The sequence below is a fragment of the Saccharopolyspora sp. ID03-671 genome, assembly GCF_045278815.1.
In the GTDB taxonomy this organism is placed as follows: domain Bacteria; phylum Actinomycetota; class Actinomycetes; order Mycobacteriales; family Pseudonocardiaceae; genus Saccharopolyspora; species Saccharopolyspora ipomoeae.
The window spans coordinates 2,393,683-2,416,799 of the sequence record NZ_CP134054.1 but is presented as its reverse complement, the minus strand read 5'-3'; the positions used below and the strand labels follow the sequence as shown (position 1 = coordinate 2,416,799).

Annotated in this window: 25 protein-coding genes, 2 tRNA genes and 1 pseudogene; 19 read left to right on the top strand and 9 right to left on the bottom strand. The window is 68.4% G+C overall.

The window, feature by feature from the left end:
- The first annotated feature begins 14 nt into the window (after nucleotides 1-14).
- The 5 genes from REH65_RS10800 (at nucleotide 15) to REH65_RS10780 (ending at nucleotide 4,326) form a co-directional block, all read left to right on the top strand.
- A complete protein-coding gene (locus REH65_RS10800; protein ID WP_281457982.1) occupies nucleotides 15-668 on the top strand; it encodes a YdcF family protein in 654 nt (217 codons plus the stop codon).
- Between the two features lie 138 nt (nucleotides 669-806).
- Nucleotides 807-2,084, top strand: a complete 1,278-nt coding sequence (locus REH65_RS10795; protein ID WP_406692320.1) for a deoxyguanosinetriphosphate triphosphohydrolase — start codon at nucleotides 807-809, stop codon at nucleotides 2,082-2,084.
- Between the two features lie 176 nt (nucleotides 2,085-2,260).
- Entirely contained in the window at nucleotides 2,261-2,446 is a 186-nt protein-coding gene (locus REH65_RS10790) for a hypothetical protein (protein ID WP_093420954.1), read from the top strand.
- A 119-nt stretch (nucleotides 2,447-2,565) separates the two neighbouring features.
- On the top strand, nucleotides 2,566-3,654 hold the full coding sequence (locus tag REH65_RS10785; protein WP_406692319.1) for a serpin family protein: 1,089 nt from the start codon (nucleotides 2,566-2,568) through the stop codon (nucleotides 3,652-3,654).
- Nucleotides 3,655-3,759: 105 nt separating this feature from the next.
- Nucleotides 3,760-4,326, top strand: coding sequence for a carboxymuconolactone decarboxylase family protein (locus REH65_RS10780; RefSeq protein WP_406692318.1), 567 nt, complete (start codon nucleotides 3,760-3,762; stop codon nucleotides 4,324-4,326).
- Here REH65_RS10780 and sigJ read toward each other — a convergent pair.
- On the bottom strand, nucleotides 4,323-5,210 hold the full coding sequence (gene sigJ / locus REH65_RS10775) for an RNA polymerase sigma factor SigJ (RefSeq protein ID WP_406692317.1): 888 nt from the start codon (nucleotides 5,208-5,210) through the stop codon (nucleotides 4,323-4,325). The genes REH65_RS10780 and sigJ overlap by 4 nt on opposite strands.
- 70 nt (nucleotides 5,211-5,280) lie before the next feature.
- Here sigJ and dnaG point away from each other — a divergent pair, with 70 nt between their 5' ends.
- The 5 genes from dnaG (at nucleotide 5,281) to REH65_RS10750 (ending at nucleotide 9,396) form a co-directional block, all read left to right on the top strand.
- Nucleotides 5,281-7,173, top strand: coding sequence for a DNA primase (dnaG, locus tag REH65_RS10770; RefSeq protein WP_406692316.1), 1,893 nt, complete (start codon nucleotides 5,281-5,283; stop codon nucleotides 7,171-7,173).
- Complete coding sequence (locus REH65_RS10765; RefSeq protein WP_406692315.1) at nucleotides 7,170-7,697, top strand: hypothetical protein; 528 nt, start codon at nucleotides 7,170-7,172, stop codon at nucleotides 7,695-7,697. Before dnaG ends, REH65_RS10765 begins: the two co-directional genes overlap by 4 nt.
- Nucleotides 7,698-7,778: 81 nt before the next feature.
- A complete protein-coding gene (locus REH65_RS10760; protein WP_406692314.1) occupies nucleotides 7,779-8,540 on the top strand; it encodes a trans-aconitate 2-methyltransferase in 762 nt (253 codons plus the stop codon).
- 113 nt (nucleotides 8,541-8,653) lie between these two features.
- Nucleotides 8,654-8,726: transfer RNA gene (locus REH65_RS10755), tRNA-Asn, on the top strand.
- A 100-nt stretch (nucleotides 8,727-8,826) separates the two neighbouring features.
- Nucleotides 8,827-9,396: a thymidine kinase gene (locus REH65_RS10750; protein ID WP_406692313.1), complete on the top strand. Its 570-nt coding sequence runs from the start codon at nucleotides 8,827-8,829 to the stop codon at nucleotides 9,394-9,396.
- 35 nt (nucleotides 9,397-9,431) lie between these two features.
- Here REH65_RS10750 and REH65_RS10745 read toward each other — a convergent pair whose 3' ends face one another.
- Complete coding sequence (locus REH65_RS10745) at nucleotides 9,432-10,577, bottom strand: magnesium and cobalt transport protein CorA (protein WP_406692312.1); 1,146 nt, start codon at nucleotides 10,575-10,577, stop codon at nucleotides 9,432-9,434.
- Nucleotides 10,578-10,875: 298 nt separating this feature from the next.
- Nucleotides 10,876-11,550, bottom strand: a pseudogene (locus tag REH65_RS10740) (SAM-dependent methyltransferase); the annotation flags it as partial.
- A 714-nt stretch (nucleotides 11,551-12,264) separates the two neighbouring features.
- On the opposite strand from REH65_RS10740, the gene REH65_RS10735 reads away from it, so the two are divergent.
- The 6 genes from REH65_RS10735 to REH65_RS10710 all read left to right on the top strand — a co-directional run bounded on the left by REH65_RS10735 (nucleotide 12,265) and on the right by REH65_RS10710 (nucleotide 15,366).
- Entirely contained in the window at nucleotides 12,265-12,471 is a 207-nt protein-coding gene (locus REH65_RS10735; protein ID WP_281457967.1) for a hypothetical protein, read from the top strand.
- Between the two features lie 577 nt (nucleotides 12,472-13,048).
- Nucleotides 13,049-13,123: transfer RNA gene (locus tag REH65_RS10730), tRNA-Ile, on the top strand.
- 81 nt (nucleotides 13,124-13,204) lie between these two features.
- On the top strand, nucleotides 13,205-14,212 hold the full coding sequence (gene xerC, locus REH65_RS10725) for a tyrosine recombinase XerC (protein ID WP_406692311.1): 1,008 nt from the start codon (nucleotides 13,205-13,207) through the stop codon (nucleotides 14,210-14,212).
- Nucleotides 14,151-14,288, top strand: a complete 138-nt coding sequence (locus tag REH65_RS10720) for a tyrosine-type recombinase/integrase (protein ID WP_406692310.1) — start codon at nucleotides 14,151-14,153, stop codon at nucleotides 14,286-14,288. Before xerC ends, REH65_RS10720 begins: the two co-directional genes overlap by 62 nt.
- A 292-nt stretch (nucleotides 14,289-14,580) precedes the next feature.
- Nucleotides 14,581-15,066 (top strand): hypothetical protein, encoded by a 486-nt coding sequence (locus tag REH65_RS10715; RefSeq protein ID WP_406692309.1) that lies wholly within the window; start codon nucleotides 14,581-14,583, stop codon nucleotides 15,064-15,066.
- A 45-nt stretch (nucleotides 15,067-15,111) separates the two neighbouring features.
- A complete protein-coding gene (locus tag REH65_RS10710; RefSeq protein WP_406692308.1) occupies nucleotides 15,112-15,366 on the top strand; it encodes a hypothetical protein in 255 nt (84 codons plus the stop codon).
- Between the two features lie 237 nt (nucleotides 15,367-15,603).
- On the opposite strand, the gene REH65_RS10705 is transcribed toward REH65_RS10710, so the two are convergent.
- From REH65_RS10705 to REH65_RS10695, 3 genes are read right to left on the bottom strand one after another with little or no spacing between them, the layout of a single operon-like run.
- Nucleotides 15,604-15,912 carry a hypothetical protein gene (locus tag REH65_RS10705; RefSeq protein WP_406692307.1) on the bottom strand — a complete coding sequence of 103 codons (309 nt, stop codon included), beginning with the start codon at nucleotides 15,910-15,912 and terminating at the stop codon, nucleotides 15,604-15,606.
- Nucleotides 15,913-15,915: 3 nt separating this feature from the next.
- A complete protein-coding gene (locus tag REH65_RS10700) occupies nucleotides 15,916-17,628 on the bottom strand; it encodes an alpha/beta hydrolase (protein WP_406692306.1) in 1,713 nt (570 codons plus the stop codon).
- A 42-nt stretch (nucleotides 17,629-17,670) separates the two neighbouring features.
- Nucleotides 17,671-17,940: a hypothetical protein gene (locus tag REH65_RS10695; RefSeq protein ID WP_406692304.1), complete on the bottom strand. Its 270-nt coding sequence runs from the start codon at nucleotides 17,938-17,940 to the stop codon at nucleotides 17,671-17,673.
- Nucleotides 17,941-18,401: 461 nt separating this feature from the next.
- On the opposite strand from REH65_RS10695, the gene REH65_RS10690 reads away from it, so the two are divergent.
- Nucleotides 18,402-18,782 carry a DUF4440 domain-containing protein gene (locus tag REH65_RS10690; RefSeq protein ID WP_406692303.1) on the top strand — a complete coding sequence of 127 codons (381 nt, stop codon included), beginning with the start codon at nucleotides 18,402-18,404 and terminating at the stop codon, nucleotides 18,780-18,782.
- Between the two features lie 55 nt (nucleotides 18,783-18,837).
- On the opposite strand, the gene REH65_RS10685 is transcribed toward REH65_RS10690, so the two are convergent.
- Entirely contained in the window at nucleotides 18,838-19,038 is a 201-nt protein-coding gene (locus tag REH65_RS10685) for a cold-shock protein (RefSeq protein ID WP_093420904.1), read from the bottom strand.
- Nucleotides 19,039-19,314: 276 nt separating this feature from the next.
- Here REH65_RS10685 and REH65_RS10680 point away from each other — a divergent pair, with 276 nt between their 5' ends.
- The gene (locus tag REH65_RS10680; RefSeq protein WP_406692302.1) at nucleotides 19,315-20,322 is read left to right on the top strand and encodes a hypothetical protein; all 1,008 of its coding nucleotides are present in this window, start codon (nucleotides 19,315-19,317) and stop codon (nucleotides 20,320-20,322) included.
- 50 nt (nucleotides 20,323-20,372) lie between these two features.
- Here the strand turns inward: REH65_RS10680 and REH65_RS10675 are convergent, their stop codons facing one another.
- Nucleotides 20,373-21,068 (bottom strand): class I SAM-dependent DNA methyltransferase, encoded by a 696-nt coding sequence (locus tag REH65_RS10675; protein ID WP_406692301.1) that lies wholly within the window; start codon nucleotides 21,066-21,068, stop codon nucleotides 20,373-20,375.
- Nucleotides 21,069-21,192: 124 nt separating this feature from the next.
- The gene (gene pobA, locus REH65_RS10670) at nucleotides 21,193-22,365 is read right to left on the bottom strand and encodes a 4-hydroxybenzoate 3-monooxygenase (protein ID WP_281457948.1); all 1,173 of its coding nucleotides are present in this window, start codon (nucleotides 22,363-22,365) and stop codon (nucleotides 21,193-21,195) included.
- A 122-nt stretch (nucleotides 22,366-22,487) separates the two neighbouring features.
- Here pobA and REH65_RS10665 point away from each other — a divergent pair, with 122 nt between their 5' ends.
- Nucleotides 22,488-23,111 carry a TetR/AcrR family transcriptional regulator gene (locus REH65_RS10665; protein ID WP_281457947.1) on the top strand — a complete coding sequence of 208 codons (624 nt, stop codon included), beginning with the start codon at nucleotides 22,488-22,490 and terminating at the stop codon, nucleotides 23,109-23,111.
- The last annotated feature ends 6 nt before the right edge of the window (nucleotides 23,112-23,117 follow it).

Sequence of the window (23,117 nt, the reverse complement as noted above, 5' to 3'; positions counted from 1 at the left end):
GCGAGGATGCCTGGGTGAGCGCACATCATCCCGCCCACCGGTCGCGCACCGGGCGCATCCTCTCGCGTGCCCTGCTCGGCACGCTGCTGGTGGTCGTCCTGGTGATCGGCGGTACCGCGATCCGCGTGTGGCAGGTCGCCCGCGCCGACGACCGGCAGCCGGTGGACATCGTGGTGGTGCTGGGTGCCGCGCAGTACCACGGCAAGCCGTCGGACATCCTCGAAGCGAGGCTGGAGCAGGCCCTCGGGCTCTACGAGGACGGGCTGACCGACTACATCGTCACCGTCGGCGGCCGCAAGGCGGGCGACACCTACACCGAGGCGCAGGCCGGCAAGAACTGGCTGGTGGAGAACGGCGTTCCGCGCGACAAGATCGTCGACGTCGACGTCGGCAGCGACACCCTCGGCAGCATGCAGGCCGTCACCGACCTGGCCGAGCAGCGCCGCTGGGACACCGCCCTGATCGTCAGCGATCCCTGGCACTCGCTGCGCGCCCGCACGATGGCCACCGACATGGGCCTGGAGTCGTGGGCGTCCCCGGCCCGCTCGGGCCCGGTGGTGCAGACCCGCGAGATCCAGATGAAGTACATCGTCCGCGAGACCGGCGCCCTGCTCTACTACCGCCTCACCCACGCCCCGGCGGAGCTCAACGGCGACGGCCTGGGCTGAAGGCCGCGTTCTTCGCGCGGCGGTGCCGGTCGCTTGCTCGGGATGGGGCGAAAGCGCCTGCGGCGCTCGCCCGACGGTTGGGCCGCTCGTCGGGGTCGTGACGAGGTTTTGTCATCCCGGGGCTTTAGCCTCGGAGCGATGAGCTCCGTGAACCTGGCCGGGTACGGCGAGCACGACCTCCAGCGGTGGCACCCCGAGACGCCGAAGGAGGCCGCGTCGGCGCACCCGGACGACCGGACGCCCTTCGCGCGCGATCGCGCCCGGGTGCTGCACTCCGCGGCGTTGCGCCGACTCGCGGGGAAGACGCAGGTCATGGGTCCGAACGAGGGCGGGGACGTGCCGCGCACGCGGCTGACGCACTCGCTGGAGGTCGCGCAGATCGGCCGGGGCATCGCCACCGCGCTGGGCGCCGACGCCGACCTGGTCGACACCGCGGGACTGGCGCACGACATCGGCCACCCGCCGTTCGGGCACAACGGGGAGAAGGCCCTCGACGAGCTCGCGACCGGCTGCGGGGGGTTCGAGGGCAACGCGCAGACGCTGCGGATCCTCACCCGGCTCGAACCGAAGGTCACCGACGACGGTGAGATCGGGCGCGGCCTGAACCTCACCCGCGCCTGCCTGGACGCGGCGACGAAGTACCCGTGGCCGCAGCGCCCGGGGGAGACCAAGTTCGGCGTCTACGGCGATGACCTGGAGGTCTTCGAGTGGCTGCGCGAGGGCGCGCCCGAGGGTCGCCGGTGCCTGGAAGCGCAGATCATGGACTGGGCCGACGACGTGGCGTACTCGGTGCACGACGTCGAGGACGCGGTGATCTCCGGCCGGATCTCGCTGCGCGCGCTGACCGATCCGCAGGAGCGCGCGCAGATCGCCAAGCTCGCCGACGAGCGTTTCCTGCGCAGCGGGGAGACCGCGCTGCTGGAGGCGGCGGCCGAGGACCTGGTGCGCTGGCCGGTGGTGGCCGCGGTGCTCGACCACGACGGCACGCTCTCCGCGCAGGTCGCGCTCAAGCGGCTGACCAGCGAACTCGTCGGCCGGTTCGTGGCGGCGGCGGTCTCGGGCACGGTGGCCCGCTTCGGCCCGGGGCTGACGCGCTACCGCGCTGACCTGGTGCTCCCGGAGAAGGCGGTGGCCGAGGTGACGGTGCTCAAGGCGATGGCGGTGCGCTACGTGCTGCACGACGCCGAGCGCAGGCGCAAGCAGGCCCGGCAGCGGGAGCTGCTGGCCGAGCTCGTCGAGGCTCTGGCCGCGAGCGCCCCGGCGTCACTGGATCCGGTGCTGCGCGATGCCTGGATGCGAGCTTCGGACGATTCCTCCCGGTATCGGGTGGTTCTGGACCAGGTGGCGTCGCTGACGGATGCGCAGGCGGTGACCTGGCACGAACAGCATGTACACAACGTGTCCAAACCACTGTGACGTTAATCCGAATGGGGGTGAATGGATCTCGCTTCGTCGGGGACAATCCTTACCCAGAGTGGCGACCGGCGGTTCTGCCGGCGGCACTGTGCCCTGATCCCCGTACCGCGCGGCACCCCGAGCCGAGCGGCGGCGGCCCGTCGTTCCCCCGACGCCGGGCCGCGAGGAGACCCCGAATGCGCAACCGGCACTACATCCAGAAGCTCGTCGTCGGTGGAGAGCCGTACGTCAACGCCGACAACCTCGCCGATTGGATCAAGGACCTCCGCTGGCAGGACCCCGCCGGCCAGCGGGCGGCCGAGTACATCGCCCAGGAACTCCGCCTCATGGGCCTCAGCGACATCGAGGAGTCCCTCCGCTGAGGCGGAACGGGAAAACCGGCTAGGAACCGGCGGCGTTCGCAGGCCGGTCCGACCTCCGCGCTCTGGCAGACTCGGGATCAAGCCCGAGCCCCCTCGACGCGGAACGGAGCCCTGCGGACGTGAACCACCTCGACTTCGCCCTGGCCCTGCACGAGCGCCTGGCTCCACCGCCGACGAAGACCTTCTGCTGGTCGCCGTACTCGGTGAGCAGCGCGCTCGGGCTCGCCGCCACCGCCACCGGCGGCCGCACCAGGCAGGAGCTGGTCGGCGCGCTGCGCGACGAACCGGCGACCCTGCTGGAACTGCTCGGCGCGTCCGCGGAGCTGACCGCGGCCTCCGGTGAGCAGCCGGTGCTGGCCGTCGCCAACACCCTCTGGGCGCACGCCGAGCTGCCCGTCGAGGACTCCTACCGGCTCGCGCTCCAGGACTGGCCGGGCAGCGCGGTGCGCAACGCCCCGTTCCGCGACGACCCGGAGGCGGCCCGCAAGCTCATCAACGCCGACGTCGCCGAGACCACCCGCGACCTCATCCCCGAGCTGCTGCCCGCCGGATCGGTCCACCCCCAGACCGTCGCGGCCCTGGTCAACGCCCTCTACCTGAAGGTCTCCTGGAAGGAGGCGTTCGAGGAGACCAAGACGGCCCCGCGCCCGTTCCACGCGCCCGACGGCGACCGCGACGTGCCCACCATGACGGCCTCGCGGACCCTCGGGCACGCCGCCACCGACGGCTGGCAGGCCGTCGCGATCCCGGCCGCCGGGGGAGTGGAGGCGATCGCCCTGCTGCCCGACGAGGACCTGGCCACCGCCGAAGCCGGTCTCGACGCCGCGCGGCTGTCCGGCCTGCTCGGGGCGGTGGAGCAGCGCAAGGTCGAGCTGCTGATGCCGCGCTTCAAGGTCACCGGCGGAGCCGAGCTCACCGAACCCCTCGGCGCGCTGGGCGTGCACGACCTGTTCACGCCCGCCGCCGACTTCACCCCGCTCACCGACCGGTCGCTGCGGGTCTCGGAGGTCCTGCACGAGGCGGTCCTCGACGTCGACGAAGCGGGTCTGGAAGGAGCGGCGGCGACGGCGATGATGATGCGGCTGACCGCCGTCGTCCGCGAACCCGACCCGGTCCGCGTCGAGATCGACCGCCCGTTCCTGTTCCTGGTCCGCCACCGCGACAGCGGTGCGCTCTACTTCCTGGCCCGCATCACCGATCCGAGCTGATCCGGGCGGGGTTGATCCGAGCCGGGACTGTCACGCTTCGCGATCCCGTCTCGTCACTCCGGTGACGAACCCCGAGAACCGGGGTGACGAGGAGGGAGAGAGCAGATGCCGCGCATTCCGGGCGTGCCGACCAGCGAAGCGAACCTGCTGACCAGGCTCACCTACAAGTTCTCCCGGCGCCGCTACGGCGCGGTGCTGGACCCGCTGGCCGTGGTCGCCCACCACCAGGGCCTGCTCATGGCCGCCGGCGTGTCGGAGATGGCGGTGGAGAAGGCCGCCACGACGTTGCCCGCGAACCTGCGCGAGCTGGCGATCTACAAGGTGGCCACCAAGATCGGCTGCTCCTGGTGCGTGGACTTCGGCGTCATGCTGCAGCGCAACGACGGCCTGGACGTCGAACGGCTCAAGCACATCGACGACTACCAGGACTCGGACTCCTACTCCGAGATGGAGAAGCTCGTCCTCGCCTACGCCGACGCCATGACCGAGCAGCCCATGCAGGTCACCGACGAGCAGGTCGCCGAACTCGACCGGCGCCTCGGCCACAAGGGCATGGTCGAGCTGACCCACATGATCGCCGTGGAGAACCAGCGCACCCGCTTCAACCACGCCCTCGGCCTCACGGCCCAGGGCTTCACCAGCGGCGAGGCGTGCAAGGTCCCGATGCCCTAGAACTCGACGTGGGTGAGCTTGTCGGGGTTGACGATGTCGAACACCTCGGCCGTCCGCCCTTCGCGGACGGTCAGCGCGAACACCCGGGGGCCCGTTTCGGGAGTGCCCGGGAACAGCAGCCCTAAGTCGCCGTTGACCAGCACCGGGCGGGCCGAGGTGACCAGTTCGGCGCCGTACTTCTCGATGAGCCCGACGGCGAAGCGCGCCACCTTCTCAGCGCCGACGACGGGACGGCGCGCGGTGCGGGCCTTGCCGCCGCTGTCGCCGTAGACGGCGGCCGTCGGGTGCAGCAGCCGGGTGACGGCGGCCAGGTCCGCGGCCGCCACCGCGGTCAGGAACTCCTCCATCGCCCGCTGCTGCTCCGGCAGCGGCACCCGCTCCGGCGGGGCGGCGTCGGCCATCGCCCTGCGCGCCCGCGAGGCGTGCTGGCGCGCGGTCGGAACGCTGCAGCCCAGCACCTCGGCGATCTCGGCGAAGGGCACCTCGAAACCGTCGTGCAGCACCAGCGCGAGCCGTTGGTCCGGCGGCAGCTCGTGCAGCACCCGCATCGCCGCCATCCGCAGGTCGTCCTGCCCGGCCACGATGTCGCCCGGATCCGAATCCACCGCGCTCACCAGCGGTTCCGGCAGCCACGGCCCGACGTAGCTCTCCCGCCGCACCGCTGCCGAGCGCATCCGGTCCAGGCACAACCGGCTGACGACCGTGGTCAGCCAGGCGCCGAGGTCGCGGATCTCGCCGGGATCGCTGTCGGCGAGCCGCAGCCACGCGTCCTGCACCGCGTCCTCGGCGTCGGTGAGTCGTCCGGTCAGCCGGTAGCCGAGCCCGACCAAGCGGCTGCGGTGCCGGTCGAACTCGGCGGCGAGGGTGCTGGTGTCGGGGCTCACGCGATCGATTCTGCCGCATCGGGGCGGCCACCCGGTCGTGTTCGATCGCCTTGGCCCTAGACTGGGTGACGTGGCAGGGAGGATCCGGGAGAGCGACATCGCCGAGGTGCGCGATCGCAACCGGATCGACGACGTCGTCGGCGAGTACGTCGCGCTGCGCAACGCCGGTGGTGGCGCGCAGAAGGGCCTGTGCCCGTTCCACGACGAGAAGACCCCGTCGTTCAACGTGCGCCCCAGCCACGGCACCTTCCACTGCTTCGGCTGCGGTGAGGGCGGCGACGTCATCGCCTTCATCATGAAGATCGAGCACCTCGGCTTCGTGGAGTCGGTGGAGCGGCTGGCCGACCGGGTCGGGCTCCAGCTCCAGTACGAGGGCGGAGCGCCCGGGCCCAAGCGCGACCGGGGAAGCCGGTCCCGCATGGTCGAGGCGCACCGCATCGCCGCCGAGTTCTACGCCGAGCAGCTGCGCTCGCCCGAGGCCCAACCGGCCCGCGAGTACCTGACCACGCGCGGTTTCGACGAGGCCGCCGCCCAGCGCTTCGGCTGCGGGTTCGCGCCCAGCGGCTGGGACAAGCTCACGAAGCTGTTGCTTTCCAAGGGTTTCGAGGTCGAAGAGCTGATCAAGTGCGGGCTCTCCCGCGAAGGCCGGCGCGGCCCTATGGACCGGTTCCACCGCAGGTTGCTGTGGCCGCTGAAGGACCTCGGCGGTGACGTGGTCGGCTTCGGCGCGCGGCGGATCTTCGACGACGACCCGATCGAGGCCAAGTACGTCAACACCTCCGCCACCCCGATCTTCAACAAGTCGCAGGTGCTGTTCGGCATCGACCTGGCCAAGCGGGAGATCGCCAAGCGCCGCCAGGCCGTGGTCGTCGAGGGCTACACCGACGTGATGGCCATGCACCTGGCGGGCGTGCCCACCGCGGTCGCCTCCTGCGGCACGGCGTTCGGCGACGAGCACATCTCGGTGCTGCGGCGGCTGATGATGGACGACGACGCCTTCCGAGGCGAGGTCATCTTCACCTTCGACGGCGACGAGGCGGGGCAGAAGGCCGCGATGAAGGCTTTCGAGGGCGAGCAGCAGTTCGCCGGCCAGACCTACGTGGCGATCACCCCGGACAACATGGACCCGTGCGAGCTGCGCGAGTCGCAGGGCGACGCCGCGGTGCGCGACCTGGTGGCCCGCCGCAGGCCTCTGTTCGAGTTCGCCATCCGCAGCCTGCTCACCGACTACGACCTGGACTCGGTGGACGGCCGGGTCGCCGCGCTCAAGCGCACCGTGCCGCTGGTCGCCCAGATCAAGGACCCGGCCAGCCGCGACGGCTACGCGGCGAAGCTCGCCTGGTGGGCGGGCTGGAACGACGAGAACCAGGTGGTCAAGAGGGTCCGGGAGAGCTCCGGTGCCCCGGTGCGCAAGCAGCGCCGCCCGCGTCGCGACGACAACCAGCAGTCGCTGGGCATGGAGATCGAGCTGCCGCCGAAGCCGCCGCGGCACGATCCGCGCTGGCTGCAACGGGAGGCGATCAAGGCGGCGTTGCAGGTCCCGGCGCTGGCCGGTCCGCTCTACGACTCGCTGCCCGCCGAGGCCTTCACCGAGCCCGCCTACGCCGAGCTGCAGAAGGCCCTGCTGGCCGCGGGAGGCACGGCTTCGGGCCTGAGCGGCGCCGCTCTGGTCGACGCGGTCGCGCAGCGGTGCGAGAGCCAGATCGGTGCCCGGCTTTGCACGCAGCTGGCGGTCGAGGTCCTGGAGTGGACGACCGAGGACGACCCGCGCTACGTGGAAGCGATCATCGCCCGGTTGCAGGAACGCCTGGTCAGCAGGCAGATCGCGGACATCAAGTCCAAGGTCCAGCGGATGTCCCCGCTGGAGGACGCCGAGGAGTACAACGCCCTGTTCGGCGACATGGTCGCCCTGGAGGGTTACCGCAAGGCACTGCTCGAGCAGGCGATGGGAACCACGCTGTGATCAAGAGGCTGCTGGCGAAGCTGGGCGGAACCGCCGAGGTCCCGGAGGACTTCCCGGGCAGCCTCGACGCCGACGAGCAGGTCCTGGCGGTCGCGCCCTGCGCGGAGGGCTCGGTGGTGGCCACCCACCTCGGCCTGTGGCTGCCCGAGGGTCGGCGGGTCGGCTGGCACCTGGTCAGCAAGGCCACCTGGGGCGGCGACGTCCTCACCCTGACCGAGGCCGAGGAGACGCGGCAGATCGACGGCGCGGTGTTCCTGCGCGACCTGGCGCCGCGCCGGTTGGCGCTGAGCGGCGAGTCGCGGTTGCCGGACGTGGTGCACGAGCGCGTCACGCGCTCGATCCGCACCCGCCACCACCGGGAGCTGCCGGGCGGGGGCGCGTGGTTCATCCAGCGCAAGGTGCCGGGCCGGAACGGCATCGAGCTGCAGGTCCGGCCCGATCCGGGCACCGACGAGGCCGCGCTGGACCGGCTGGTCGGGGCCCTGGTGCAGCGCCTGCGCGAGTCCCGCGACCTGCCGGCCTGAGGTCGTTCCACCTCGAAACACCCTCGACGGCACCGCGCGATCCGTATACAGTACGGACGTACTGCTATCGGAGGTGGCGGCATGTGGGATCCGGGCAAGTACCTGACCTTCAGCGATCAGCGCGATCGCCCGGCCTTCGACCTGATCGCCAGAGTGCGCGCCGAGAACCCGCGCCGCGTCGTCGATCTCGGGTGCGGGGCGGGGAACCTGACGGCGCTGCTCACCGGCCGCTGGCCGCGCGCCGAGCTGGAGGCGCTGGACGCCTCCGAGGAGATGGTCGCCGCCGCGCGTGAGCGAGGGGTGCCCGCGCGGGTCGAGGACGTCCGCGACTGGAAGCCGCAGCCGGACACCGACGTGGTGCTGTGCAACGCGGTCCTGCAGTGGGTGCCCGACCACGTCGAGCTGCTGCACCGCTGGCTGCCGGAGCTGCCCGGCGGGGCCTGGTTCACCTTCCAGGTCCCCGGCAACTTCGACGCCCCGTCCCACGCGTCGATCCGCGAGCTGGCCGCCGAGCCGCGCTGGCGCGGCAAGCTCGACGGCGTGCTGCGCCACGACGACGTCGTGCGCGACCCGCTGGAGTACGCCGACGAGCTGGCCGATCCGGACCTCGAGGTCGACGCCTGGGAGACGACGTACGTGCACGCGCTGCGCGGCGACAACCCGGTGCTGGACTGGGTGACCGGCACTGCGCTGCGACCGGTCCGCGCGGCATTGGACGACGAGGAGTGGGCGGAGTTCCGAACCGAGTTGTCGAATCGGCTTTCGCACGCCTATCCGCAACGCCCCGACGGCGTGACCTGGTTCCCGTTCCGCCGCGTCTTCGTCGTCGCCCACCGTGCGTGACCTGCGCGAACCCGGCGGATGGGGTTAATGTGGGGGGTGCCGTGAAAGGCCTTTCGGCCGTCCGCTAAAGTAGTTCCCGTCAGCGCGAGAGAGCGCCGACGACAAGAGAACATTCCTCCGTAGCTCAATCGGCAGAGCATTCGGCTGTTAACCGAAGGGTTACTGGTTCGAGTCCAGTCGGAGGAGCGCAAAGCCCAGGCCTGAGGCCTGGGCTTTTTCGTACGCCGTTGTTCACGGTTGTGGCTGGTTGTGGGGTCGTGGTCGGGGATCGCTACTGTGTTCGGTCGTGGCGAAGCTCTACTTCCGGTACGGGGCGATGAACTCCGGCAAGTCGACCGCGCTGATCCAGGTCGCGCACAACTACAGGGAACGCGGCCAGCAGGTCTTCGTGGTGAAACCGGAGATCGACACCAAGAGCCCGGTGGTTCTGTCGCGGATCAACGTGACGCGGGACGTCGACCTGGTCTCCGACGCCGACACGGCCCTGCGCGCCGTCGTGCTCGCCTCCGGGAGGCCGGACTGCGTGCTGGTCGACGAGGCGCAGTTCCTCACCGGTGAGCAGGTGGAGGACCTGTTCCGGCTGGCGGTGCTCGACGGCATCCCGGTGATCGCCTACGGGCTGCGCAGCGACTTCCGCACCCGCGGGTTCCCGGGGAGCCTGCGGCTGATGGAGCTCGCGCACTCCATCGAGGAACTCAAGACGATCTGCCGCTGCGGCCGCAAGGCGACGCTCAACGCGCGGACCGTCGACGGCGAGTTCACCCAGGACGGCAGCCAGGTCGCCATCGAAGGCGACGTCGGCTACGAGTCCATGTGCGGCACCTGCTACTTGAACAAGGTCGGCACGCTGGGCTGATCGGCTTCGCCGTCGCGGCCTCCTGCTACGACGGATCAGAGCCAGTTCCGGCGTTTGAAGATCGTGTAGAGGCCGAGGCAGACGGCCATCATGAGCACGAGCGCGAACGGGTAGCCCAGGCTCCAGTGCAGTTCCGGGATGATGTCGAAGTTCATCCCGTACACCGTGCCGATCAGGGTGGGGGCGAACAGGATCGCCGCCCACGAGGAGATCCGCTTGATCTCCTCGTTCTGCGCGTAGCTGGCCTCGGTCATGCGCTTCATCTCCTCGTTCTGCGCCTGGGTGACCAGCGTGGCGTTGACCGTGAGGATGTTGTCGAGCATCTGCCGGAAGCCGTCGACGCGCTCGGCGACCGTCGTGGCGTGGTCGGCGACGTCGCGCAGGTAGCGCTGCAGCTCCTCGTCGATCTCGTACTTCTCGAACCCGGCCTCCAGGCTGCGCAGGATGCCCAGCAGCGGCCGGGTGGCGCGCTGGAACTCGATGACCTCGCGGGAGAGCTCGTAGATGCGGCGCGACACGTGGGGATCGGCGCCGAAGACCTCGGTCTCGATCTCGTCGATGTCGTTCTGCAGGCCCGCGATGACCGGTGCGTAGCCGTCCACGACGTGGTCGAGCACCGCGTAGAGCACGGCTTCGGGTCCGCGCCGCAGCAGCTCCGGGTCGGCCTCCATCCGCCGCCGCACCACCGACAGGTCCGGGGCCTGGCCGTGGCGGACGGTCAGCACGAAGTTCGGGCCGATGAACAGGTGCAGCTCGCCGAAGCTGACCTCCTCGACGTCGTCGAGGTAGGTGGCCGCGCGCAGCACAACGAACAGCGTGTCGCCGTAGCGCTCGATCTTGGGGCGCTGGTGGGCGACGATCGCGTCCTCGACCGCCAGCTTGTGCAGGTCGAACTCCTCGGCCGCGGCCAGCAGCTCCTCCTCGGCCGGCCGGTAGAGGCCGATCCAGGCCATCGTGCCGTCGGCGCCGGGCAGCTGCCGGTAGGTCTCGCCGAGGCTGACCGGGGTGGAGATGCGGACGCCGTCGCGGTAGATCGCGGTGTCGATCAGCGGCCGGTCGGCCAGCGGGCGCTCGTCCCGGGCGCGCGGATCCATCGAGTGCTCGGGCGCCGCGTCCTGACGGGTCACCGGCTCGGGTTTGCTGCCGCGCCTGCGCAGCGGGCGAGGGCGCCATTCGGGCACGGGGGACCTCCCGAGGTCGTCGGGGCAGGCGATCGGGTCGAGCGTACCCAGCGGCGAGGGCGGCGCGCTGGTCCCGGAAGCATCGAAGCCGCCGGGACCAGCAGGTCACGGCGGCCTCGCGGCGGTGTCGATCAGGGTTTGCGCGCGACTCCCGCCCAGACCACCGAGTCGTTCGGGCTGTCGAACTCGACCACCGGCGCGTTCTCGCCGGACTCCTCCGGGTGCCACACAGCGTCCAGGTGCAGCCGGGCTCGACCAGCTCGTAGTCGCCGAACAGCTCCTCGATCTCGCCGTGCGGCCGCCAGATCACCGGTGTCGCCGACTTGTCGTACATCTTCCCGAAGTCGGCCATCTCCTGCTTGCGGCTCTCCGGGACGTCATCGGCGGTGCCGTGGGTGACGACCAGGAACGAGCCCTGGGGCAGCAGTTCGCGGAAGCGCGCCACCGACTGCGGGCCGATGTCCTCGCCGTCGCTGCCGGGCTGGGTCACGTGCAGCACGGCCAGCAGCAGCAACGCCACCGGCTGCTCGATGTCGATGACCCCGCTCTCCTCGATCTGCTTCCACAGCCGGTCGGGTTCGCGCAGGTCGGCGTGCAGGACGGTGTGCTGATCGGTGACGTCCTCCTGCTCCAGCAGGATGCGCGAGTGCGCGACGGCGACCGGTTCGTTGTCGACGTAGACCACGCTGGCGTCGTCGACGATCTCGTCGGCGACCTGGTGGGTGCTGCCCATCGTCGGAACGCCGGAGCCGATGTCGATGAACTGCCGGATGCCCTGCTTGCACAGGTAGCGCACCACCCGGTGCAGGAAGAGGCGGTTGGCCTTGGCCGCGGCGGCGACGAACGGGTAGCGCTCCAGCGCCTTCTCGCCGAAGACGCGGTCGACCGCGTAATTGGCCTTGCCACCGAGGTAGTAGTCGTAGACCCGGGCGACGTTGGGGTGCTCCAGGTCCACGCCTTCCGGCGTGAACATCTCCGCCCTCGACTGACTCACGGTTTCTACCCCTTCGCGGTACCCGTACTCCCGTGACGGAACGTAGCGATCACGTCACGCTCACTCGCCGCCGTAGTCTGCCACCGAACGGGTGTTGGGTCATACACCCATCGGGTTGATTCCATTCCGCTTCCATGGAGAGCGAAAACCGCCCGTCGGGGCCGCCGCGCCTTGTTCGCAGGTCGTTCCGGGAGTCCGGAATCGACGTTCCGCTCGCTTCGAATTCGCATTCGATCCGCTTTGATCGATTCCGAAGCGCAACGCGTCCGAAACCGAACGGAACCTGATCGTCCGGGGCCCGATCGGCGGTTCCAGCGGGCGGCGACCCGGACGAAGATCGAGGACGGTGGATGTGAGAATCTTGGTGTGATCGGCGATGTTCCAGCGTGGGGGCGTCCTGATCACCCAGCATCGCCAGTCCGCACGCCGCGGACCGCCGGCCGGATAACGATCCAGGGTCGAAATGCGCGATGTCGCCCTCGTTCGGCGCGCGGCCGACGGTTCTGGTGCGGATGATTCGTGCCAAGCCCGGTGGCGCGCAGCCGCCTCAAGGGCCGACCGCGCCGGCTGATTCGATCGATTTCCGACCGAGACGAATTCGTGATGCGAATTGGCGCAACGGTTCTCCGTTGCGCTCCGTCCCTCGAATGCAGGTGGTCGTTCGAGGGGACTGACACAGGACGGGGGAGTCAGATGTCCGCACCAGGGATCGGCAAGGAACCGCACATCGCGCTGCCTGACCTCACTTCGGTCAGCAAGCTGCCGAAACCGATCAAGGCAGTCGTGTACTTGATCATCATGTCGGTGCTGACGGTGGCCGCCATCGGGGCGCTGATGGCCACCATCGCGATCATCGGTCAACTATCCGGGGCGTTCGACATCTTCCGCCTGCTGGGCTGAAGACCGACACCTCCGCGAAGGCCCGGCGTCCCCCACAGGCGCCGGGCCTTCGTCATGCCCGGACCCGATCACTGCGGTCGCGAGGCGGGGCAGCGACCCCGATACTCGGGCGTCCCGGAAGTGCCGCAGGCGGAGGTGCGGGTGATGAGCAGACCGATCGCGACCACGGTTCTCGCCGTGGCCCTGCTCGCCTGCCCGGGCGCGCCGGGAGGGCCGTCCATGCTGAGCGGAGGCGGTCGTGACGATTCTCGGCAATTCCCGTCCGATTCCGGGTACCGGCACTCCGCCGTGGAATATGACGATCCGGCGGGATTTCCGCAATGCGCCGCAGCGCTCGGTCCGCGAGCCCCCGGAACCGAGGGGCACGGCGCTCACCTGTGCGAACAGCCCGTGATCGACCCGTCCGAACGATGATCGGGGACTCCGCTCGCGAAGATCGGTAGACCAGCCGACGCAACGCCCGTGCGCTGCGGTTTCCGCCGTTCCGCCCAACGCCTTGATGGGCCGTCCGGCCGGAACACCCGGCGACCCCGCTCCGTCACACCCTCGATACGATCGCCGATACCGAGCACCCCACGGGGCAGTAGCTCAGCTGGTCAGAGCAGCGGACTCATAATCCGTCAGGTCGTGGGTTCAAGTCCCACCTGCCCCACTCTTGAGCAGGCAAGACGGCCTATTTTGGCGAGCGCGTTTTCTCCTGGGTGCGGTTTTGGGTGCGAGTAGCCTCGCATCCATGGCGCACGCACCCAGGGAAGACCGTTCTCGGGGACGCATCGAAGAGCGCGCCCGGACACTCCGAGTGATCGTCTACGCCGGCATCGACCCGGTGACGGGCAAGCGCGTCTATCTCCGCGAGACGATCCAGGGCACGGACAAGGCCGCGCACAAGCGTGCGAACAAGGCACTCAACAAGCTGCTGGCCCAGGCCGACAAGCAGCAGACCGCGACGTCGTCGGTGAAGTTCTCGTTCGCGCTCGACGAGTGGATGCGCACGAACGAGATCGAGGACAGCACCAGCAACACCTACCGCGGCTACATCAATCGAACGATCGTTCCCGCGCTCGGCGAGCAGCCGGTCAACAAGATCTCGGCCCGGACGCTGGAGTCCTTCTACTCAGATCTGCGCCGCTGCCGGGCGCGGTGCGACGGCAAGCCGTACGTCGGACACCGGAAGCCCGACGAGCACGACTGCCAGAAAGCGAAGTGCCGACCGCACGCGTGCAGCCCGATGGCGCAATCAACGGTCCGGCAGATTCACGCGATCATCAGCGGCACCCTCGACGCGGCCGAGCGCTGGGAGTGGATCGACTCCAACCCCGCCCGCGTCGCCCGCAAGCCGAAGCAGAAGCGCCCCGAACCCACACCGCCCACCCCAGCCGAGGCCGCACGCTTGTCCGAGGAAGCGTTCAGGATCGACGACGACTGGGGCACCCTCGTCTGGCTGGCCATGACCACCGGCATGCGCCGAGGCGAGCTGGCCGCACTGCGCTTCTCCCACATCGAACTGGACCAGGAAGTCGTCTGGGTCCACCGAAACTTGGTGCGAGGCAAGGAGAAGGACACCAAGACCCACCAACGCCGCCGCATCGCCCTCGACTCAGAAACCGTTTCAGCAGCGTCGAGACCCCAGACCACACCGGGCCGTACTCCCAAACGCCATGACACCCCGCTACAAGTAGATGGCGACTCGCCTCGGTATCGAGACCCACCTACACGCCTTGCGCCATTACTCGGCGACTGAGTTGCTGACAGCGGGCGTGGATCTACCGACGGTTTCAGGTCACCTCGGACACGGTGGGGAGGAGCGACGACGCTGAAGGTCTACGCGGCATGGGTAGCGGCGTCCGGACCGGAAGGCCGCCGAGAGCATCGGAAGCAGAATGCCGAAACGGAAACCGGCGGAAGGGTTTTGAGCCGATGAGGCATCGAGCTTCGCTCTCGGTCCCGCGGATGGGTAGTTGGCGTCAAATTGGCCGACCGGGCTAGTCCGTATAGGCGATTAGGGTCGGAAACATTCCGCCCCGGCTGACAATCCGTCATACTGTCGCGCAACGCGCTCGATTATTGCTGGACCAGAGCTCTAGGCGGGAATAACTCAAGCTGGTGGGTATGCGGGACGAATTCGATGACGACGACGAGATCGACGAGTACTATTATAATGATTTCTCTGGTCAGGCTGAATATGTCGTTCAAGCCGGGCCCTTAAACGGGGGTGTGGAGCTTAACGATGTGGATATCAGCCACCACAGCCACTACTATGACCGCGACTATGACACTTTCGAGTATTCGATCATGAGGGGCGCTGGTTTCCTCTTCTTCTTGGCCTTGTTCATCGCAGGTTCAACTTATGCTGCACTATTCGCAGAGTTAGATCTCGCGTTCTTCGACTGGGTCAAGCTCGCGATCAGCAGTGGCATACTTACCGTCGTTTTCGTCACCTCTGAGCACTGGATATTCGACAACCCTAGTTTCGGCTTTCTGAGATTCTTTGTCTCCGTAATATTGATCATTTTGGGGTACAACTACGGGGAAAATCTTCAAGCCCTTCAGGAGTTGAACTCGATCATTTCGGGGTGGCTCGTGTGGAAGTTCTAGCTCGAACTTGGAGAAACGTACGACGAGATCGCCGAACTGCGACAGATGCACAGCTTGCCCGGAAACATCCGTCAGCAACTCGCCGTCATCCTCACCGAACTCCACACGCTCGCAGGCCGGCAAGCCCTCGATTTCGGCAAGACACAGAAACCCTGGCAGCACTACGAACGGGCGAACCAGGCCGCACGCGAGACCGGCAGCGAGTCGCACGAGATCCACACAGCAGCCGAACAGGCCTTCGTGCTTCTTGAACTCGGTGAAACCGAGAAGGCTAGGGTTCCTAAAGGAAGCCCGTATTGATGATGACCGAGGATGGAAGGAAGCGGCGACCAGAGAGCAAGCGATGAAGGACTCGTCTACCTCAAAAGAGGAGGACGAGATTACGATTGACATTATGGCGACAGGAGCTGAAGCTCCGCAGAGGGCTGAAATGTTACCGAACTTGAATAAGTTATCCGAAGGGTGTGCCCGCAAGGTGGATTCGCCTACAGGCTGATTTCGCTAGAATCCTGTATGGCTTCCCTCGCAGAAACGCAATCAAGGCTGGATATGCAGCGCGGAAGCAACAAGTATCGCTGCGGCAAGCAGCGCGAGATAGATCCAGAGTGCTGGGCGGCTTGAGCGGTGTTCACTGGCGGCGATGGCGCTGAATCCGATCGCGCCACCTACTCCGTAGACAACGGCTCCGATGGTGGCGAAGCCAGCCTCGACCGTGATTTGGGTGGCGAAGAAGAGGGCTGACCCGGTCAAGGGAATGATGACGAGCCATACGACGATTGCCAGTGCGAGTACGAGCCAACCTACGATCGTCCCGGCAGTCGGGGGCTTCGTGGCGTCGATTTTCATTAGTCAGTTTCCCTTGCCGTGGTTGGCGACGACGCGAGCCATCCCATCAACGGCCTCGTCGTATGTCCAGTAGTCGCCGTGGTAGGACCAGTCGTGGACCGGGAGCTCCTGGCCGCCGAAGCTCGGATCCGATGGGTTCCGGCCGAACCAATGATCATCGGTGGTTTCAAGTCGGCCGTAATCGGCTGGGTTCGGCGACGGGGTGAAGTAGTCGATCGCGTCGAGATTGGCTGTGCCGGACCAGACTCGGTTCGGGTCGACTCCGAGTTCGCTGGCATGGTCGACGCCGACGCCGGGGGAGCCGAGGAACACGATGTTGTCCGCGTGGATACCGTGATCCCGTGCGGCGTATCCGACCTCTGTAGTCCCGTACGAGTGCCCGATGACCGTGTTGTTGCTCGGCTGGTCGAGTTCGTGGCCGACACGCAGCCCTTCTTGGAACTCCGAGAGTCCGCGGCTTCCTTCCTCGGCGAAGCGGCCATTGGCGGCGTCCGGGAGGCTCGGCGGTGACTCGTACCCGGCGTAGGTGATCGAGGCGAAGGACTGGTTCGGTTCGAGTGCCTGCGCGCGCTGCATGACCTTGTCGGCGTCAGTCGAGTAGTTCATGACGTCGCCGAGGTCGGAGTAGGTTCCCGGCACAGTCGTCATGACGTTCTGCGCTGTGTCCGGATTACCGTTCGCAATGATGGCTTGTCCGCGACCACCGCTCGCAGTCGCATCGATGCCCAACAGGTAGTGGCCGGGCTGGTGGACAGTCGCATCGAGCTGCTTGAGGCCAGCAAGTGACTCCTCGAGCTGCTCCTTCTGCGTCTCCAGCCGCTCCTTCTCAGCGGCCAGACCATCACCAGGACGGATGTCGGCGATTCGCTGCTGCACAGCACGGTACTTCGACTCCAGAGCCTGACGCTGGCTGGCGAGCAGTGACAAATTGGCCTCGTGCCGGACAGTCGTGGGCAGGCCGTTGCCGTTCCCGATCATCTGCGGGAATCGGTCCATCAGGTCGGCTCGCTGCGCTGTCGATAGCGAACCCCAGCAGGCGCGTGTTGCTGCTGGTCCTTGCGCCGTGGCCTGCTCGAATATGCCCTTGGTCGCCTCGGCAGCGCGTGTCTCCATCGCGGTCGCGGCGCCCGCGAGCGTCGTACCTGCTGGGCTGGATGGGTTCGCGCCGGCCTGTTCCCACGCTCCGGCCTGGGAGATCAGGCCCATCTCGTTCTTGGCCGAGTCCAGTGCGCGGACGAGCTGGGCGTGCGCCGAGCGCTCCATGTCGCGTGCTTGATTCACAGTGGCTTCAGCTTCGGCATAGGCGGCTTCCGCCTGCGCATGCTTCGCCTGTGCCGCCTCGCTTTGGGCTTGAGGAGGCTGCGTTCCGCTCCCGGGGATCGCGTTCGGATCCGCTGCGGGGAGCGGTTTCGGTGGGTAGATCAGGTCGCGGAGCACGATGAGACCGCCACCGTTCGCGACCTGTTTCGCCTGCTCCATCCGCGACTTCACAGTGTCGATCTCGTCGCACCACGCCTCTACAGCGCTAGCGACTCGGCCGAACACCCTGGCTAGTGCGTCTCCGTCACCGCCCTGCTGAGACGTCCAACCTTGGAATGCCTCAGAGGCGGCTCCGTCCCACTCAGCTGCCGCTTGATTCCGAGCATCGAAAGCACCGGTCGCGACCTTTTCGACACCGCTGCTGAGCTTGTGCACCTGCTGCGCGTAGCCGCGCATTGCGCCGGGATTCCCGGCGACCCATGTGTTCAGCACGATCGGTCAGCGCCCCACCCGCTCGAACATCCCGGCGTTGCCGTCGTCCGTGCCGCTGTAGGTCGCCTTGTTCGCGTCCAGGTCCGACGCGCCGCGATGCACCGTCTCCACGAAACCGGCGGCAACGCGCAACAGATCGGCTGTCGTCGCTGAAACCGCCGCACTCGACGGCCCGGCATCGCCAGGCGGCAACGGTTGCGCACGCCCCAGTTCGTCGGTCGACCGTTCCAAGCCGCCAGCCATCACGCCGAGCCTGGACGGCTCGATCCGCAACACCAACTTGGCCCCTCTCCGCAAAGGTCACGTTGTGTCAGTGCCCCGGACGATAACCAACTTGACCTGCGGAGGACTCCGGAGTTCTACTCATTCTCGACCGTCGCCACTCGAACAGAGCAGCGGTAGGAGCGCACCCGTGACGTGGGCTACAGGGATGATGGATCGCTGGGTGCGGGACTGGGTGCGAACTCCCGCGAAAGGTGCCCGCTGGGGCCCTCGGATGTACTCGGTGCGCCCGATTTGCCCCTGTTCTACAACGGAGCGATAACAGATGGCCGACTCATAATCCGTCAGGTCGTGGGTTCAAGTCCCACCTGCCCCACGTCTTCGCGGCAGAGAGATCCTCTCCACGCTTTCCCCGCACATTCTTCGAACAGTTCCGCTTCGTCGAGCCTTCGGCGTGACGCTCTTCGGGGCTGGGTGGGTTATGGGTTGAGCGCCGCGGTGCCATGGTTGTTCTCGTGGGTGAGGGGGATGTGGCTCTCGGGGCTGATGGGCAGGTCGCGGAGGCGGTGGCGGCTGAGCTGGAGTCGTTGAGCAACGCGTGCCGGGCTGATGCGAGTCGGCTGGGGCGGTTGATCGCGCCGGACTTCCACGAGTTCGGTTCGTCAGGCGGGGAGTTCGGGCGCGAAGTGGTTGATCGCGTTGCGGCGGAGACGGATCCGGGAGGTGAGTCGGTCGGCGTGCGGAACCTGCGCGGATGGCTCATCGCCGACGGCGTCGTGATGCTCAAGTACACCAGCGAGTTCGGGGGTCGGCGATCGAACCGCACCTCGCTGTGGCGGCGCGTGGGGCCGGGTCACTGGCAGATGTTCCACCACCAGGGAACACCGGTGACGTAGAAACGCGCCGGCCGCTCACGCGAGGTGAGCGGCCGGCGCGTTGGTTCTACGAGGCTCAGACGCGGACCGAGCTGGCCTGCGGGCCCTTCGGGCCCTGGGTGACCTCGAAGGTGACCTGCTGGTCCTCCTCGAGGCTGCGGAAGCCGCTGGCGTCGATGGCCGAGTAGTGGACGAACACGTCCGGGCCACCGTCGTTCGGGGCGATGAAGCCGAAGCCCTTTTCAGCGTTGAACCACTTCACGGTTCCCTGTGCCATGTCTTCTCCTCCTGGGAGTTGGAGCGTGTGACGGGCGCCCACACCGCGTGAGAGCCCGGGCCGGAGATCTCGAACGGCGGCTATTCCAACTGCAACCAGGGGGGACAGCTGCTCGCTCGCATCACAATCCTGCGAGCGTGCGCAAACACGAACCCAGAAAAACAACGACCGCGGCCCAGCTTACACACCCCGCCCCGGGACCACACCGGACACGCTTCGACACCGGGGTCGGAAATTCGGTGTCGGGGAAGCGGAGGCGATCGCTACCGTCCGGGCGTGGGGTTCGCCGAGGAACTGGTGGCAGCGCCGCGGGGGCGGCGGTCGTGCGTCAGCGCGCTCGCGGGACGCCAGGTGCTGCGGCCGGACGAGGTGGGGGAGCTCGTCGAGCGCGACCTCGGGACCCCGGGAGACCGGGAGCTGCTCGCGGCGTTGGCGAGCTCGGTCGACGTGGCGATGTACTGGCAGGAACCCGACGCCGTCGATCAGGCGTTGGCGGACCCCGGCATCGGACCGCGGTTGTTGCCGGTGGCTCGGGCCATCGCCTCCGCCCCGGACGCGCGGTGGTGGTCCTCGGGAATCGACCTCGATGCCCAGGTCCACGTCGAGATGGAGCGGACGGCACCGCCCACGGATCGACCGGGTGCCGAGATCGTGGGCCGGTGGCGGGACGAGACCGTTGAGGACGAACGCCGATCTCGTCAGCGGCCGTCCGACCCGTCGGCGAACTTCAGCGGGCACTGGTGGTCCGCGCCGCCCCGCGAGCTGATCACCACCACGCGGGCGCGGCCCGCGGCGCTCGGACTGTGCTTGGAGGAGGACAGCTTCGGTCCGGAATGGGCCTGGTGCCGGTCGGTGCGCACGACCCGGGAGCCGCGCGTCCTCGAGATCACCGGGCCGGAGGCGTGGTGCGAGATCGTCGAGCGCTACCCGCTGGAGGTGACGCTGTCCCGCAGGCACGACTGGTGGCGGGTCACCGGGTGGGCCGGCCGCTGGCTCATCCCGGACTGGAACGCCGTGGCCGCCGACCACGACGCCGTGCACCTGACCTGCGCCGGATACCTGACCACCGCTGGGCGGGCGCTGCCCGTGGACGAGGCGCGGACGATGCTCGCGGGCTGGGACCCCGACCAGACGTACTGGTTCAGCGATGACCTCGACGTCGGTGAACCGGTCTTCTGGCGCGGTGAACCCGAGGACCTCGACACCTGGGCGCCCGCCGATCCCGATGAGGTCCTGCCCGAACCACCGCCACCGCCACCACGGCCGCGAGGGCGGCGGTGGTGATTCAGGGGCTTCCGGAAACGCCCGGGACAGGCCTCCGCGTACCGGAAGGGCTAGTTCTTGCGCCAGGTGTAGGCGGCGGAGAACGGGTGGTTGCGGAAGCGGGTCCACTTCGGCTTGATCTTCAGCCAGTCGTCGTCGATGACGTTCTCGTGCAGCTCCGCCAGGCGCCAGCCCGCGCCGACGCCCGCCGCGACGTGGTCGCTGATCAGGTGGACGTGAGTGGCGATCGCGACCGGCTCGCCCTCGGCGTTGGTGTAGTGGGTGGGCATGCCGGAGGTCATGATGAAGTGCGGGTGGTACGTGACCAGCACGAACGCCGCTCCCGGGGTGGCCAGCCGGTGCGCTTCTGCGTAGAGCGGGCGCAGGTCGGGCAGGTGCTCGTCGATCAGCGAGCAGATCACCAGGTCGTAGGACTCACCCGGGAGCCCGGTCGCCGAGGCGTCGGCCTCCACCAGCCGCTCGTGGGCGCCCCTGCGCCGGGCCAGGTCCAGCATCTCCGGGGTGACGTCGACCCCGTCGACGTGCTGCACACCGCGGTCCCGCAGCCACTGCCCGGTGCGGCCGGTGCCGCAGCCGAGATCGGCTGCCCTTCTGACCTGGGGCCACGACGGCTCGGCCAGGCGCTCCAGCAGCGCCAGGTCCATCACGTCCTCGACGGTGCTCTCGTAGTGGGCGACCCACTCGCCGTACCCGGTCCGGACATCGACGGTCCGGTACCCCCGCGCGTCAAACGTCTCGAAATCCACGCGATCCATGCTTGCGCACGGGGGTCCAGGCCGAAACCGAATTTCCGGGACCGCCCCGGGACGGATCGCTGCCGCAATCGGGTACCGGAACACGGCCGCAATCCCGTCACCCGGGGCCGGGAGGTCAGCGGAGGGGCATGCCGACGTAGTTCTCCGCGAGGGTCGTCGCCGAGGCGTGCGAGGAGCGGAGGTAGTCGAACTGGGAGCGCTGCAGGCGGCGGTCGAAGGCCTGGTCGGGGCCTTCGAAGCGGTGCGTCAGCGACGTCATCCACCACGAGAAGTGCTGCACCCGCCACACCCGCTCCAGGCACCTCGCCGAGTACTCGTCGAGGCCGGTGTCGCTGCCCGTGCGGTAGTGGTCGACCAGCGCCTCCGCCAGCCGGTCCACGTCGGCCACCGCCAGGTTCAGGCCCTTCGCTCCCGTCGGCGGGACGATGTGGGCCGAGTCCCCGGCGAGGAACAGCCTGCCGTGGCGCAGCGGCTCGGCCACGAAGCTGCGCATCGCGGTGACCGAGCGGTCGATGATCGGCCCCTCCTGCAGCTTCCAGCCCGGCGAGGCCAGGCGGGTGCGCAGCTCGTCCCAGATGCGCTCGTCGGACCAGTCGTCCAGCTGCTCGTCCGGCGCGCACTGCAAGTAGAAGCGGCTGATCGTGGACGAGCGCATGCTGTGCAGCGCGAACCCGCGTTCGTTGTTGGCGTAGATCAGCTCGTCGGTGGACGGCGCGACCTCGGCCAGGATGCCCAGCCAGCCGAACGGGTAGACGCGCTCGTAGACCCGGCGCACGTCCGGCGGGATGACGTCCCGGCACACGCCGTGGAACCCGTCGCAGCCGGCGACGAAGTCCGCGTGCAGCACCTGCGCCCGCCCGTCGTGGGTGAAGGTCACGCTCGGGCTGTCGGTGGTGACGTCGTGGACGGCGACGTCGTCGACCTCGAACAGCACCTGCCCGCCGTCGGCGCGCCGCCGCTCGTTGAGGTCCTTGACGACCTCCTGCTGACCGTAGACGGTGATCGCGCGGCCGGTCAGCTCGGTGAACGGGATGTGCAGCCGCTCCTCGTCGAACTGCAGGTGCACGCCCTCGTGCCGGTCGCCCTCGCGCAGCATCCGCTCGCCGACGCCGACCTCCCGCAGCAGGTCGACGGTGCCCTGCTCCAGCACGCCCGCGCGGACCCGCTGCTGGACGTACTCCTGACTGCGCCGCTCCAGCACCACCGAGTCGATGCCCTGCAGGTGCAGCAGGTGGGACAGCAGCAGACCGGCGGGACCACCGCCGACGATCGCGACCTGGGTACGCAAAACACGGCCTCACTTCTCCGGGGGACCACGGACAAGCATCACTGTCGGATCCGGGACCCGCTCGAACGATGCCTCCGCTTCTGCTGGACGGAAAACGGACCCCCGGATGCCAGGATGTGCCCGTGGCGAAGGCGCAGCGATCGGGACGACCCCGCGATCCCGGGGTCGAGCAGCGCGCGCTGGCCGCCGCGCGAACCGTCTACGCCGAGCGCGGCTGGAGTGGTTTCTCCCTCGACGAGGTCGCCCGCCGCTCCGGGATCGGCAAGGGCTCGCTGTACCTGCGCTGGCCGGACAAGGCCGCGCTGCTGGTCGCGGCGGTGCGGGAGCGGGCCGGGTTCATCGCCGAGATCGACACCGGTTCGCTGCGCGGGGACCTGCTGGCCTTCGCACGCGGCTGGCGGGACTACCTGCGCACCGACGAGGGCGCGCTGATCTTCCGGCTGGGCGTGGACGCCACGTTCTCGCCACAGCTGGCCGACGCCTTCGCCGACGACCCGTACCCGGAGCACATCCGCGCCACGCGCGCGATCGTCCGCCGCGGCATCGACCGGGGCGAGCTGCCGCCGCACACCTCGGTCGCCCTGGTCGCCGATCTGGTGGCGGGCGCGGTCACCAACCACGTGCACACCACGCCTGCGCACCTGCTCGACTCCCAGAACGCCGACCACGTCGACGATCTCGTCGACGTGGTCCTGGTCGGAACGCGAAAGAGGTCGGAGGTTCCCGCGGAAACCTCCGACCTCTGAGCGAAC